General features: G+C 73.1%; 10 protein-coding genes and 1 pseudogene. 9 read left to right on the top strand and 2 right to left on the bottom strand.

The annotated features are described in order from the left end of the window. Nucleotides 1-151: 151 nt before the first annotated feature. The 4 genes from FM076_RS13035 (at nucleotide 152) to FM076_RS35300 (ending at nucleotide 4,721) form a co-directional block, all read left to right on the top strand. A complete protein-coding gene (locus tag FM076_RS13035; RefSeq protein ID WP_173870483.1) occupies nucleotides 152-550 on the top strand; it encodes an STAS domain-containing protein in 399 nt (132 codons plus the stop codon). A 414-nt stretch (nucleotides 551-964) separates the two neighbouring features. After that, nucleotides 965-1,441 carry an ATP-binding protein gene (locus FM076_RS13030; RefSeq protein ID WP_173870481.1) on the top strand — a complete coding sequence of 159 codons (477 nt, stop codon included), beginning with the start codon at nucleotides 965-967 and terminating at the stop codon, nucleotides 1,439-1,441. A 181-nt stretch (nucleotides 1,442-1,622) separates the two neighbouring features. Continuing rightward, on the top strand, nucleotides 1,623-2,396 hold the full coding sequence (locus FM076_RS13025; protein ID WP_173870479.1) for an LPXTG cell wall anchor domain-containing protein: 774 nt from the start codon (nucleotides 1,623-1,625) through the stop codon (nucleotides 2,394-2,396). Nucleotides 2,397-2,570: 174 nt separating this feature from the next. Then, nucleotides 2,571-4,721: a hypothetical protein gene (locus FM076_RS35300; protein ID WP_173870477.1), complete on the top strand. Its 2,151-nt coding sequence runs from the start codon at nucleotides 2,571-2,573 to the stop codon at nucleotides 4,719-4,721. A gap of 417 nt (nucleotides 4,722-5,138) precedes the next feature. Here the strand turns inward: FM076_RS35300 and FM076_RS13015 are convergent, their stop codons facing one another. Then, complete coding sequence (locus tag FM076_RS13015; RefSeq protein ID WP_173870475.1) at nucleotides 5,139-6,632, bottom strand: peptide MFS transporter; 1,494 nt, start codon at nucleotides 6,630-6,632, stop codon at nucleotides 5,139-5,141. Nucleotides 6,633-6,999: 367 nt separating this feature from the next. Here FM076_RS13015 and FM076_RS13010 point away from each other — a divergent pair, with 367 nt between their 5' ends. Both FM076_RS13010 and FM076_RS13005 read left to right on the top strand, forming a co-directional pair. Further along, the gene (locus FM076_RS13010; protein WP_173870473.1) at nucleotides 7,000-7,680 is read left to right on the top strand and encodes a response regulator transcription factor; all 681 of its coding nucleotides are present in this window, start codon (nucleotides 7,000-7,002) and stop codon (nucleotides 7,678-7,680) included. A gap of 15 nt (nucleotides 7,681-7,695) precedes the next feature. Then, nucleotides 7,696-9,135 carry an ATP-binding protein gene (locus FM076_RS13005; protein ID WP_345944985.1) on the top strand — a complete coding sequence of 480 codons (1,440 nt, stop codon included), beginning with the start codon at nucleotides 7,696-7,698 and terminating at the stop codon, nucleotides 9,133-9,135. Nucleotides 9,136-9,228: 93 nt separating this feature from the next. On the opposite strand, the pseudogene FM076_RS34620 reads toward FM076_RS13005, so the two are convergent. After that, nucleotides 9,229-9,690 (bottom strand): annotated as a pseudogene (locus FM076_RS34620) (GtrA family protein); the annotation flags it as partial. 482 nt (nucleotides 9,691-10,172) lie between these two features. On the opposite strand from FM076_RS34620, the gene FM076_RS12995 reads away from it, so the two are divergent. From FM076_RS12995 to FM076_RS12985, 3 genes are read left to right on the top strand one after another with little or no spacing between them, the layout of a single operon-like run. Further along, complete coding sequence (locus tag FM076_RS12995; RefSeq protein WP_173870469.1) at nucleotides 10,173-11,333, top strand: 5-(carboxyamino)imidazole ribonucleotide synthase; 1,161 nt, start codon at nucleotides 10,173-10,175, stop codon at nucleotides 11,331-11,333. Nucleotides 11,334-11,384: 51 nt separating this feature from the next. Further along, nucleotides 11,385-11,933 carry a 5-(carboxyamino)imidazole ribonucleotide mutase gene (gene purE / locus FM076_RS12990; protein WP_173870467.1) on the top strand — a complete coding sequence of 183 codons (549 nt, stop codon included), beginning with the start codon at nucleotides 11,385-11,387 and terminating at the stop codon, nucleotides 11,931-11,933. Next, a complete protein-coding gene (locus tag FM076_RS12985) occupies nucleotides 11,930-13,138 on the top strand; it encodes a dipeptidase (RefSeq protein ID WP_173870464.1) in 1,209 nt (402 codons plus the stop codon). The genes purE and FM076_RS12985 overlap by 4 nt, the downstream gene beginning before the upstream one ends. The last annotated feature ends 271 nt before the right edge of the window (nucleotides 13,139-13,409 follow it).

Here is a 13,409-nt window from a genome sequence, read left to right as displayed (position 1 = left end):
TGCTTCTCCACAGCCAGAGCAAGTTCGTTTTGTTCACATCACATGCGTTATGTCCAATGTTCGGCTACCGGTAGAGCCGTCGAAGGCGTAGGGTTCGAACCGCTCGACGGGGGAAGCAGTGAAGGCCCTCACGCGACGAGAAGGGGTGTGCATGGACCGCGGGATGCCCGGCAGCACAAGCCGGGGCCGGCTGACGGTCGACGTACGGCACGTAGGAGAGAGTGCCGTGGTGACCCCGGAGGGTGAGCTGGACCACCACACCGCGGAACTGCTGCGCGAGCCGCTGGAGCGCAGCGTCGACGAGGGGTACAGCCGCCTCGTCGTGGACTGCTCGCGGCTCGAGTTCTGCGACTCGACGGGGCTGAACGTCCTGCTCGGCGCCCGGCTGAAGGCCGAGGCCGCGGGGGGCGGTGTGCACCTGGCGGGGATGCTCCCGGTCGTCGCGCGCGTGTTCGAGATCACCGGAGCCGCCGTGGTCTTCACCGTGCACGACGACCTCGACTCGGCTCTGCGGCCCCCCTCGGGTGCGGCACAGAAGCCCGACGCGTGACCGACGCGTTACACGCATCACACAGGTCCGGCCGAATCCGTAAGTGTTCTCACGGTGCGTCCGGGCAGGAGTCCAACGAATCTGTCAGACATTCGTGTACAGCGCGTCAAGGAACCGCCCTGGGCGGACCGGACGTGGGACGGCGAATCGGCAACCGGTGATCGGTGAGGTGAACCACTGATGAGCACCACCCGGCCGCAACCGGCGGGCGACCGCGGTCCGGAGCCCGAGGGTGCCCCGGACGCCGCGGCCCACGGGTGCGCCGGAGGCGCGGCGGCGGACACCGCTGAGGCGGGGGCCGCCGGTGCGCGGGTGCGAGCCGGTACGGATACTGGGCGTGGGCCGACATCCGGAGTCTTCGATTCCGCGGCTGCTTCCACGTCCGCACCCGAACCCGAAGGGGGGAGTGGCGCCATGGGGACCGCTGCGGAGAGTGCGGCCTCGGCCGCCGCAGGGACCGCGCGCCAGGCAGGCCGGCCGATGCGGCAGGTGCGCAGACTGCGGCTCGTCGGTGCCAGCGGCGCCGTGCCCCGCGCGCGGGACTTCACCCGCCAGGCCCTCCACGACTGGGGCTGGCTGCCGGCCGCCACCGCCGACCAGCGCGCCGCCGCCGAGGACGTGCTGCTGGTCGTCTCCGAGCTGGTCACCAACGCGTGCCTGCACGCCAACGGGCCGGAGGAGCTGCGCGTGGGCGCCAACTCGAAGGTGCTCCGCCTGGAGATCGTCGACCTGGGCAGCGGCTCGCCCTCCCCGCGGACCCCGCACCGCGCCGGGCGGCCCGGCGGGCACGGCATGTTCATCGTCCAGCGGCTGTGCCTCGACTGGGGCGTGGTGCGCAACCCGGACGGGGTGGGCAAGACGGTGTGGGCGGAACTCGCGGCCCCCAACTGACCGGGGCGCACCACGACATCGCACGGGCGGGGGCCCGGTGGCCGGTACCGGCCACCGGGCCCCCGCCCTTTTCGCTCCGGTGTGCCGGTGGTCTTCCCTCGGCAAGGGGCTGGGGCTACTGTCGGCGCCAAATCTGATGTGTCGTCAGTAACTTGCGAGTCCGGATGAAGGGGGAACCCCCGTGTCCCACAGCAAGAAACGCCCCGTCCGCGCGGCCGCCGCCACGGCGGTGGCGACCCTCGTCGCCGGATCAGCCGTACTGCTGACGGCCCCGGCCGCGAGCGCCACGACCGTCGATGTCGACTACCAGTGCAAGACGCCCATCGGCGACAAGGGTGCCGTCTCGCCCATCGACATCAAGTCCGTGAAGAGCGGCAGCGGTTACAAGCTGACGATGTCCTTCGAGAAGGGCGTCTCCTCCAGCCCCATCGAACTGGGCAAAGGCGCGATGAACCCCAGCGCCAAGATCAAGCTCGGCGGCGCCGAGACCGGCACCATCCCCGTGACCGGACCGCCCAACGACAAGGCGATCCCCGCGAACACGCCCATCAAGATCCCGGACCTCTCCGGCACCTACACGCCGAAGAAGAGCGGCAAGGTCACCTTCACCGCCAGCACGCTCACCATCAAGGCGCTGGGCACGACCACCACCTGCGAGCCCAAGAACAACCCCAAGCCCTCCCTCACCCTCGACGTGACCGCGGCGGGCGGCGGTGGTTCCGGCGGCGGTACCGGCGGCGGGGACGCCTCCGGCGGCGCGACGGGCGGAGGCGGCGACGCGACATCCGGCGGCGCGGCGGCCACCGGCGGATCGGCCCCCAGCGGCGGCGGACTGCCCAAGACCGGCCCCGCCGACTCGGCCGTCGCCCTCGGCACCCTCGGCGGAACCGTCCTCCTGGCCGGGGTCGGCGGAGCCCTGTGGGTCACGCGGCGCAGGGCCGCGGTCCGGCACTGACCCGTGAGGGACCCTGCCGCGCCCGCCACCCCGGGCACCCGCCCCCCGGCCGGCGAGCCAGCAACCGCCCCCGCCGCACCGCACCCCCGACCCGGCCCCGTCCGGCCCCCGTCCCGGGGCGGCCGGACGGGTGGGCGGGGGGTCGGGCTGGCGGTGCGGGGGGTGGTGCTGGGGGTGCTGCTCGCTGTGGTGTGCGTGTGCGTGTGCGTGTGCGGCGGGACGGCCGTGGCCGCGCCGCACGAGGAGGGCGGGCCCTCCTGGTCGGCGGCGCCCTCGCCGCCCGCGGGGGATGCGAACCGGAGCGCGGAAGGGGACGCGCGGTCCTTCTTCTACCTTGAGGGTGCGCCCGGCACCGTGCTGAGGGATTCCCTCGCGCTCACCAACCGCGGCGACGAGCCCCGCACCTTCCGGCTGCGCGGTGCCGACGCCTACAACGCGCGCGGCGGCGGGTTCGCCCTCCGCGACGAGGGGCGCAGCGCGGGCGCGGGCACATGGATCGCGCTCGCCCGGGACACGGTGGAGGTGCCGCCCCGGACCAGGGCGGAGGTGCCGCTGAGCGTCACCGTGCCCGAGAGCGCGGTGCCCGGCGACCACCCGGCCGCGATCGTCGTCAGCGCCCCGGAGCGCACCTCGGGTGTCCGCGTCCACCTGCGGGTCAGCGGCCCGTCCCTGGCCGCGCTCGGCATCGAGGACGTCTCGGTCACACGGCGGGACGACGGCGCCGCGACGCTCACCTACACGCTGGTCAACCGCGGGAACACGGCGTTGCGCCCCCGGCTGACCGTCCGCGCCGACGGACTGTTCGGGCGGCTGAACGTACCCGCGCCCCGGCTGCTGCCGCTGGAACTGCTGCCGGGCCAGCGCGTCACCCGGCACGAGAAGTGGGCCGACCCGCCGCGCGCTGACCTGGCGGACGTGCGGCTCACCGCCACGGCGGGCGGCGGCGCGCGGGACACGGCCACCGCCTCCTACACCGCCCTCCCGTGGGGGTGGGCGGCCGGCCTCCTGCTGGTGGCGGCGGCGGGCGGCGCGGGCTGGTGTCTGCGCGGGCGCCGGCGAACGGACGGCGCGGTGGCGTCGGGCGGCGGCACCGGTGCCACCGACGGTACGGGCGCCGCCGGCAGCACCGGCGTCGGGAACAGCGGGGACAACGGGGGCACCGGGAACAGCGGGGGCTCTGGGGGGAGCGGGGTCGTCGGTGGTGGCGGTGGCAGGGGTGACGGCGGGTCCGGCGGCGAGGACAGCGGGCCCGGCGGCGGGGACAGCGGGCCCGGCGGCGGGGCACGGCGGGTCCGGCGGGTCCGGCGGCGGCGAGGACAGCGGGGGGCAGCGCGAGCTGACGGGAGCGGCGAAGTGAGGACGAGTGTCCGGGCGACCGCGTGTCTGGTGGGTTTCGTGGTGGTGGGCGTGCTGCTGGCGGTCCACCCCGCCGCCGGCGCGGCCGACCGCCCGAGGATCACCCTCTCCCGCGCGGAGGTGGGCGCCGGTGCGAGCCTCACCGTGCGGGGTGCCGGCTGGCGGCCCGAGACCCTGCTCACCCTGCTGGTGTGCGGCCGGAAGGCCATCGGCGGCACCAACACCTGCGCCAACGCGGAGGGGCGGGCCGTCACCACCGACGCGGACGGCCGCTTCCGCGAGGAGCTGCCCGTGGCCGAGCCGCCCGAGCCGTGCCCGTGCGTGGTGCGGGCGGCGACGGTGACCGGTGCGTACGCGGCGGCCGACGCCGCCCTCCGGGTCGCCGGCCACCCGGTCAAGCCGCTGCCCGAGCGCCGTACGGGCGGACGGCTTGCCGTCCTGGCGGCGCGTCTGGAGGGGGAGAGCGGGCTGCTCAACTGGTTCGGCGCCCCGGAGCGGCGCACGCTCGTGCTGACGGTCGGCAACCTGGGCTCCGACCGTGCCAGGGATCCCGTCTTCGACGTGGGCACCGCGCACGGCGTCCTCGCCCCCGAGTGGGAGCGGCAGCAGTGGCGCGGCACGGTGGATCCGGGGGAGAAGGCGCGGATCGAACTGGATGTCGAGCTGGCCTCGGGCGCCCACGGGGACTACACCGTCGCGGCCAAGCTGGGCCGGCGGGTGCTGACGGAACAGCCCTGGGACGTCGGGCGGCCGTGGGGGGTGACCCTCTTCTGGATCCTGCTGTGCGCGGTGGTTCCGGTGGCGGTCTTCCGGCTGGGCATGGCGGCGGTCAACCGGCTGCGCCCGCTCCCCGACCGCCGCCCTTCGGCGGTTCCTCCCCGCCGCGGAGGCGGACGGCGGACCAACGAGGGCCCGCAGGCACCCCGAGGGGCCCACCCCGCCACCGACCCCGCGGAGCCGTCACCGTAGACGGTCCCCGGCCGCTCGCCGACCACAGTCGACGGCCGACGCCGAACCGACGCCGCCATCGAAACCGACGCCGAAGCCGACGACGTGCCCCGAGGCCGACGCCGGGACAGCCACGCGATACCGGGGCAGTAGCAGATCGCTGCCGGGACGGCTACGGACCGCACGCGCCGACGCCGGGACCGTCACAGACCGCCGCCGGGCCAGTCACGGACCGCCACAAACCGCCGCCAGGACCGCCACACGGACCGCCGCGGTTCGTCGCTCCGGTTCGTCGCTCCGGTTCGTCGTCGTCCGCCGCGCCTCAACGACGCCTGCCGCCGGCGGTCCAGGACCGCCGGCGGCAGGCACCGGTGCAGGGAGAGGGAGGGGCGGCTCTCCAGGGAGCGCCGGAGGGCACCCTCCCCGCAGGGCGAAGAGCTATTTCACCGAGCCCAGGAGGGGCCTCATCTTGTTGCGGGCGGCCAGGAAGGCGATGCCCGCGAGGGCGGCGATGACGCCCTGGACGGCGAAGCCCGTCTTGCCGCTGGCGGCGTCCCCGACGACGAGCTTGACGATGGCGAAGACGCAGTCACCGGCGGTGACGGCCAGGAACCACACGCCCATGAGCTGGCTGGCGTACTTGGCGGGCGCCAGCTTGGTGGTCACCGACAGGCCGACCGGGGAGAGGCACAGCTCGGCGATCGTCTGGATCAGGTAGACCGTGATCAGCCACATGGGGCTGACCTGGACGCCGCCGGCGGCCGCGCCCATGGCCAGCATCATCAGGCCGAAGGAGGCGCCGATGCCGATCAGGCCGACGGAGAACTTCGAGGTGGTGGACGGGTTCCGCCTGCCCAGCTTGACCCACAGGGCCGCCAGGACGGGTGCGAGGATCATCACCCACAGGGAGTTGACCGACTGGAACCAGCTGGTGGGGAAGGTGAGGCCGAACAGGCTCTTGGAGGTGTTCTCCTCGGCGAAGAGGTTCAGCGTGGAACCGGCCTGGTCGAAGATCATCCAGAAGATGGCCGCCGCGACGAAGAACCAGATGTAGGCGGTCAGTTTGGACTTCTCGCCGGGCGAGACCTCGCGGTCGCGGCGCATCCGCGTGAAGTAGTAGGTCGGCAGCAGGATGCCGAGGATGGAGACCGGCCACAGCACCCAGTCGATGGTGAACAGGTCGGCGAAGACGATGACGGCGTAGAAGACCGCCAGCACCACGACGCTGACGACCAGGTTGCGCAGCGCCTTGGCGCGCTCCTGGGCGCTCAGCGGGTTGGGGACCACGGTGGAGTCAGCGGCCAGGTGCCGGCTGCCGCGGAGGAACTGGATCAGGCCGAGGCCCATACCGGCGGCGGCCAGCCCGAAGCCCAGGTGCCAGCTGATCTTCTCGCCGGCCCAGCCGATGAGCAGCGGGGCGGAGAAGCCGCCGATGTTGATGCCCATGTAGAAGACGGTGAAGCCGCCGTCGCGGCGCGGGTCCTCGGGGCCCTTGTAGAGCTGGCCGACCATCGTGGAGATGTTGGCCTTCAGCAGGCCGGAGCCGACGCCGATGAAGACGAGGCCGACGAAGAACAGCGCGTTCACGCCGACGGCCAGCAGCGCGTGCCCGATCATGATGACCGCGGCGGAGATGGTGACCGTCTTGCGCGGCCCCCACACCCGGTCGCCGAGCCAGCCGCCCGGCATCGACATCAGGTAGACCGTGGCGTTGTAGACGGAGTACAGGGCCACGGCGGTGGACGCCGCCATGCCCATGCCGCCGTCCGCCGCGGCGGCCGTCAGGTAGAGCACCAGCAGGGCACGCATGCCGTAGAAGCTGAAGCGCTCCCACATCTCGGTCATGAACAGGGTGGCCAGACCTCGTGGGTGGCCGAAGAAGGTCTTGCCGCCGGTGTAGCCGGCCGCGTCCTTCGTCAGACTGGACGCCATGTGGGTTTTCCTCGGGGTCGGGACGCGCGTGCCCGACGAAGGGGGCAGCGCGCCCGGGTGGGGGGTGACCGCGGCCTGGGACCGCGGCTCGCACAGCTACGGGACCGTGAGGTGTCGAGAAGGACACAGGTCCCCGCCGGTCACGACAGATCCTTCTCACCATAAGTCACCGGTTCCGGGGCCGGGGAAGAGCTTGTGAGATACATCGCAGGTGAAAGAGGGAACCATGTGGCGTTTTCGTTGGTGACGTGTCCACTTCACCTGGAGATCGTCAGCGGCCACCCCCGGCCCGGCGGCTGCCCCGGGGGAGCGCACGGCCCCGCGACCGTCCGCCCTCACGCTCGGCCACGCGGACTACCATCGGTGCATGACCCGTGTACTGCTCGCCGAGGATGACGCGTCGATCTCGGAGCCCCTGGCCCGTGCCCTGCGCCGGGAGGGGTACGAGGTCGAGGTGCGCGAGGACGGTCCCACCGCGCTGGACGCCGGACTGCGCGAGGGCATCGACCTGGTCGTGCTGGATCTGGGACTGCCCGGGATGGACGGTCTCGAGGTGTGCCGCAGGCTGCGGAACGAGGGCCACACCTTCCCCGTCCTCGTCCTGACCGCGCGCGCCGACGAGGTGGACACCGTCGTCGGCCTCGACGCGGGCGCGGACGACTACGTCACCAAGCCGTTCCGCCTCGCCGAGCTGCTGGCGCGGGTGCGGGCCCTGCTGCGCCGCGGTTCACCGGCCGAGTCCGCCCAGCCCCCGACCACCCACGGGGTGCGGATCGACGTCGAGTCGCACCGCGCCTGGATGGGCGACGAGGAGCTGCAACTGACCGCCAAGGAGTTCGACCTGCTGCGGGTGCTGGTGCGGGACGCGGGCCGGGTCGTCACCCGGGACCAGCTGATGCGCGAGGTGTGGGACACCACCTGGTGGTCGTCCACCAAGACGCTCGACATGCACATCTCCTGGCTGCGCAAGAAGCTCGGGGACGACGCGGCCAATCCGCGCTACATCGCCACCGTGCGCGGCGTCGGCTTCCGCTTCGAGAAGAGCTAGGGAAGTAACCAGCACGTGCGCCGCCGGCTGATCCTGTCCACCCTCGCCGTCGTCCTCGTCGTGGTCGCGGTCTTCGGCGTCTCGCTCGTCATCGTCGAGTCACGCACCATCGAGAGCAGCACCCGCGACAGCGTCCGGGCCGAGGCATCCCGGCTCGTCTCCACCGTCGAGAGCCGGCTGGTCGCGGGGGAGAGGGTGACGAAGGCGTCGATCGGCGTCACCGCCTCCAAGGACCGCTACGTCCGCTACATCCGTGTCGACATGCCCGGCGACCGCGCGCCCATCGAGGTGGGCGAGCGGCCCTCGGGCGAGGTCGTCGAGGCGCGGGAGACGGGCGCGCACGGCGAGCGCGTCACCGTGCAGGCGTCCCGCTCGGCGGTGCGCGCCGAGGTCGGCCGCACCCTGCTGATCATCCTGGCGGTGGCGCTGCTCGCCGTCGTCGCCGCCGCGGCGCTGGCCGTACGCCAGGCCCACCGGGTGGCCGCGCCGCTGACCGACCTGGCCGAGACCGCCGAACGCCTCGGCTCCGGCGACCCGCGCCCCAGGCACCGCCGCTACGGGGTGCCCGAGCTGGACCGGGTCGCGGACGTGCTGGACGCCAGCGCGGACCGCATCGGCCGCATGCTGACCGCCGAGCGGCGGCTGGCCGCCGACGCCTCGCACCAGCTGCGCACCCCGCTGACGGCCCTGTCCATGCGGCTGGAGGAGATCATCGCGACCTCCGAGGGCGAGGCGCCCGAGGACCGGGCGGTCGTCAAGGAGGAGGCCACCATCGCGCTGGCCCAGGTCGAGCGGCTCACCGACGTGGTGCAGCGGCTGCTGACCAACTCCCGGGACCCGCGCACGGGCTCGGCCGTGGGCTTCGACCTGGACGAGGTCGTCAAGCAGCAGATCGAGGAGTGGAAGCCCGCCTACCGCAGCGCGGGCCGGGCCATAGTGCGCTCCGGGAAGACGGGGCTGCGCGCCGTGGGGACCCCCGGAGCGGTGGCGCAGGTGCTCGCGACGCTGATCGAGAACTCGCTGATGCACGGGGACGGCACCGTCGCTCTGCGCACCCGGGTCACCGGCAACCAGGTCGTGGTCGAGGTCACGGACGAGGGGCCCGGTGTGGACGAGGCGCTGGGGTCCCGGGTGTTCGAGCGGACGGTCAGCGGCCACAACTCCACCGGGCTCGGCCTCGCCGTCGCCCGCGATCTGGCGGAGGCGGACGGCGGCCGGCTGGAACTCCTACAGCAGCTGCCGCCGGTCTTCGCGCTGTTCCTCAGCCGCGAGGCCACCGACGCCGCCCCCTGCCCCGACACCGCCGGCCCCGACGCCACCGGCACCACCGGTACCACCGGTACCGGGACTCCCGCTGCCGGGGGAGCCTGCCCCGACGCCACCGGCTCCGACGCCACCGGCCCCGACACCACCGGCCCCGACACCTCCGGCGAGACCGCTCGTCCCGGCGCCTGACCCCGCGGGCGCCGGACCGACCGGGTACGGCACCCCGGCGGACCGGGCGCCGTCGGCGGCCTCGTGCGGGACGGCCTCGCGGACTCCCGTCCCGCGGCCGGTCTCCCCGGCTTCCCCGGCCTCCGCCGCCGCCTGCTGCGCCCCCACCCGGAAGACCCAGGTGCGGTACGACCAGAAGCGGAAGGCGGTGCCGAGCAGCAGCCCGATGACGTTCTTGGCGATGTTGTCGGCGAGCGGCGAGGTGTAGCCGAACCCGTAGTGCGAGAGGGCGAGGATGCCGTTCTCCAGGACGAGACCGATTCCGCTGAAGAAGAAGAACAGCGTCGTCTCGCGGTGGATGCGGCTCTTGTCGATGTCCCGGTACGTCCAGTAGCGGTTGCCCAGGTAGTTGGTGCCGATCGCGACGACCTGCGAGATGACGCCGGAGCGGATGGGCGCGAGCTGGAACGTGTGGATGCACAGATTGAAGATCGCGACGTTCACCAGGAAGCCCAGCGCGCCGACGGCGCCGAACTTGGCGAGTTCGCGCACGAGCCGTTCCAGTCGCGGGCGCACAGAGCGCCGTTCACCCCTAGCGATGGTTTCAGCCCCGTTCCTGGTCGGCGTCGAAGGGCTGCCCCATGCTAACCAGCCGTCGCTCCGCCCCGTGGGGCGATCGGCGCAGCCCGTGGTCCCCGGCTGGACGGGCCATCGTCTCACCGGTCCGCCGCGTTCGCACATCGGAGCGAACCACTCCGGTGCTCCCGCGCCGAGAGTGCGCTGGTCAGTCGCGGACAGTGATGCGGAACGTGACGTCCCTGACAGGGCGCGCGGCGTCGAAGCGCTGGTGCCGCGTCCCGCACCCGGAGTACCCGCGCAAACGGACTCGGTGGTGCCCGGGCGTGGGGGATGGCCTGTTTCGTACGGCGCATTCCCTGCCCCCGTTGCCCTTCAGGTCCCTGACAAGAACGTGGCGGCGAGCACGGAGAGGCGCCCCGTTGTCCGGCGGGGCGGGTGGGGCCGGAGGGGCGCTGCCGGGTGCCCCGTACCCTGGACCCGTGACGTTCCCGGTAGTCGGCATGGTCGGCGGGGGCCAGCTCGCTCGTATGACCCACGAGGCGGGCATCCCGCTCGGCATCAGATTCAGGCTTCTCTCCGATGGTCCGCAGGACTCGGCGGCGCAGGTCGTCAACGATGTTGTCGTTGGCGACTACCGAGATCTGGACACCTTGCGGCGCTTCGCACAGGGCTGCGATGTGATCACCTTCGATCACGAGCATGTCCCGACCGAGCACCTCCGCACGCTGGAGGCGGACGGCATCCCTGTCCGCCCCGGGCCGGACGCGCTGGTGCACGCCCAGGACAAGGGCGTGATGCGCGCGCGGCTGGGCGAGCTGGGCATCCCGGCTCCGCGCAACCGGATCGTCAGCGGGCCCGAGGACGTCGCGGCGTTCGCCAGGGAGGGCGCGCCCGAGGGCGGCGACGGCTTCCCCGTCGTCCTCAAGACCGTGCGCGGCGGGTACGACGGCAAGGGGGTGTGGATCGTCCGCGGCGCCGACGACCCGAACGCCGCCGAGCCCTTCAAGGCGGGCGTGGCCGTGCTCGCCGAGGAGAAGGTGGATTTCGCGCGGGAACTGGCCGCCAACGTCGTACGGTCCCCGCACGGGCAGGCCGTCGCCTACCCCGTGGTGGAGTCCATCCAGGTCGAGGGCGTCTGCGACACCGTGATCGCACCCGCGCCCGGCCTGTCGGAGGAAGCGGCCGTGCACGCCCAGCAGCTTGCGCTGCGGATCGCGCACGAACTGGGCGTGGTCGGCCACCTCGCCGTCGAGCTGTTCGAGACGAGGGACGGGAGGGTGCTCGTCAACGAGCTGGCCATGCGCCCGCACAACTCCGGGCACTGGACCCAGGACGGCGCGGTGACCTCGCAGTTCGCCAACCATGTGCGGGCCGTCCTCGACCTGCCGCTCGGCGACCCGCGCTGCCGTGCGCGCTGGACCGTCATGGCCAATGTGCTGGGCGGCGACTACCCGGACATGTACTCCGCCTACCTGCACTGCATGGCCAGGGACCCCCAGCTGAAGATCCACATGTACGGCAAGGGCGTGAAGCCCGGCCGCAAGGTGGGACATGTCAACGTGTACGGGGACGACCTCGCCGACCTGCGCGAGCGGGCGGCCCACGCCGCGGGGTACCTGCGCGGCACGATCACCAAGTGAGCACTCCCCGGCGCCCGGCAACCACCCATCCTCCCTTCACCTAGGAGTCGTATGACTAGTCCAAGCCCTCTCGTGGGGATCGTCATGGGGTCCGACTCGGACTGGCCCGTCATGGAGGAGGCCGCCAAGGCGCTCGACGACTTCGAGGTGCCCTACGAGGTGGACGTCGTCTCCGCGCACCGCATGCCGCGCGAGATGGTCGCCTACGGGGAGGACGCCGCCGACCGGGGCCTCAAGGCGGTCATCGCGGGCGCGGGCGGCGCGGCCCATCTGCCGGGCATGCTCGCCTCGGTGACCCCGCTGCCCGTCATCGGCGTCCCCGTGCCGCTCAAGTACCTGGACGGCATGGACTCGCTGCTGTCCATCGTGCAGATGCCCGCGGGCGTGCCGGTGGCCACCGTCTCGGTGGGCGGCGCCCGCAACGCGGGGCTGCTGGCGGTCCGGATGCTCGCCGCGCACGACGAGGAACTCCGGGCGCGGATGCGCGACTTCCAGCAGGAGCTGAACGAGCAGGCCACCGAGAAGGGCCGGCGGCTGCGCGCCAAGGTCGCCGGGGAGACCGGGTTCGGCTTCGGCGGCCAGGCGGGAGGCGCCCGATGACCGCCGCCGGCACCGCGTCCGGCTCCAGCCTGGAGCGCGCCCGCGCGCTGCTGGCCGAGCACCCCGTCGTGGACGGGCACAACGACCTGCCCTGGGCGCTGCGGGAACAGGTGCGCTACGACCTGGACAAGCTCGACATCGCCCAGGACCAGAGCGAGCGGCTGCACACCGACCTGGCGCGGCTGCGCGCCGGGGGCGTCGGCGCCCAGTTCTGGTCCGTCTACGTGCCCGGCGAGCTGACCGGGGACGACGCGGTGAGCGCCACCCTGGAGCAGATCGACGCGGTGCGGCTGCTGGTCGCCCGCTACCCCGAGGACCTGCAACTGGCCTTCACCGCCGAGGACATGGAGGCGGCGCACGCCCAGCGGCGGATCGCCTCCCTGATGGGCGCCGAGGGCGGGCACTCCATCAACAACTCCCTGGCCGCCCTGCGCGCCCTCCACCGGCTGGGCGTCCGCTACATGACGCTCACCCACAACAACTCGCTCGACTGGGCCGACTCGGCCACCGACGAGCCCCGCGCCGGCGGACTGAGCCGCTTCGGCGAGGAGGTGGTCCGCGAGATGAACCGGCTGGGCATGCTGGTGGACCTCTCGCACGTGGCGGCCGAGACGATGCGGGACGCCCTGCGGGTGACCGAGGCGCCGGTGCTCTTCTCGCACTCCTCCGCGCGCGCCGTCTGCGACCACCCCCGCAACATCCCCGACGACGTGCTCGCGCAGCTTCCGGACAACGGGGGCGTGGCCATGGCGACGTTCGTGCCGAAGTTCATCCTGCCGGAGGCGGTGGCCTGGACCGAGGCGGCCGACGCGAACATGCGTGCGCACGGTTTGGACCGCCTCGACCTGAGCGAGGAGGGGCGCAGGGTGCAGCGCGCCTTCGAGGAGGCCAACCCGCGGCCGGTGCCCGACGCCCGTACGGTCGCCGACCACCTCGACCACATGCGCGAGGTCGCGGGCATCGACCACATCGGCCTCGGCGGCGACTACGACGGCACGGCCTTCACCCCGGCGCAGCTGGAGGACGTCTCCGGCTATCCGAACCTGATCGCCGAGCTGCTGGACCGCCACTGGTCCGAGGCGGACCTGGCGAAGCTGACCTGGTCCAACGCCGTCCGGGTGCTGCGCGAGGCCGAGGAGGTGGCCCGCACCCTCCAGACGCGGCGCGGCCCCTCGCTGGCCACCATCGGCGACCTCGACGGCTGACAGCGCCTCAACTCCCTTCGGACGACACGGTTCCGGTACGCGGGCCCCGGGCGGCGAGCGGTCTTGACTCGCCTCCCCGGGCCCGCGAGCATCAGCGGGCCCACGCGTTGCGACCAGGGAGGACCCGTTGGTCACCTCGGAATCGTCCGACTCGCACCCCGCACCCGCCTCCACCCCCGCCTCAGCCTCCGGTACCACCCCCGCCACTCCGCCGGCCCCCACCGCTCCCTCCTGCACGTTCTCCGCCGCGCCCGACCCCGCCGCGCCCTCC

Source organism: Streptomyces albus subsp. chlorinus (genome assembly GCF_013302895.1).
GTDB lineage: Bacteria > Actinomycetota > Actinomycetes > Streptomycetales > Streptomycetaceae > Streptomyces > Streptomyces chlorinus.
This window is presented reverse-complemented; position numbering and strand designations above follow the sequence as displayed.

Coding starts and splice junctions, on each gene's coding strand:
- FM076_RS13015 (WP_173870475.1), bottom strand. CDS start 6,632: ATGGCGTCCAGTCTGACGAAGGACGCGGCCGGCTACACCGGCGGCAAG.
- purE (WP_173870467.1), top strand. CDS start 11,385: ATGACTAGTCCAAGCCCTCTCGTGGGGATCGTCATGGGGTCCGACTCG.
- FM076_RS13010 (WP_173870473.1), top strand. CDS start 7,000: ATGACCCGTGTACTGCTCGCCGAGGATGACGCGTCGATCTCGGAGCCC.
- FM076_RS13035 (WP_173870483.1), top strand. CDS start 152: ATGGACCGCGGGATGCCCGGCAGCACAAGCCGGGGCCGGCTGACGGTC.
- FM076_RS13030 (WP_173870481.1), top strand. CDS start 965: ATGGGGACCGCTGCGGAGAGTGCGGCCTCGGCCGCCGCAGGGACCGCG.
- FM076_RS12985 (WP_173870464.1), top strand. CDS start 11,930: ATGACCGCCGCCGGCACCGCGTCCGGCTCCAGCCTGGAGCGCGCCCGC.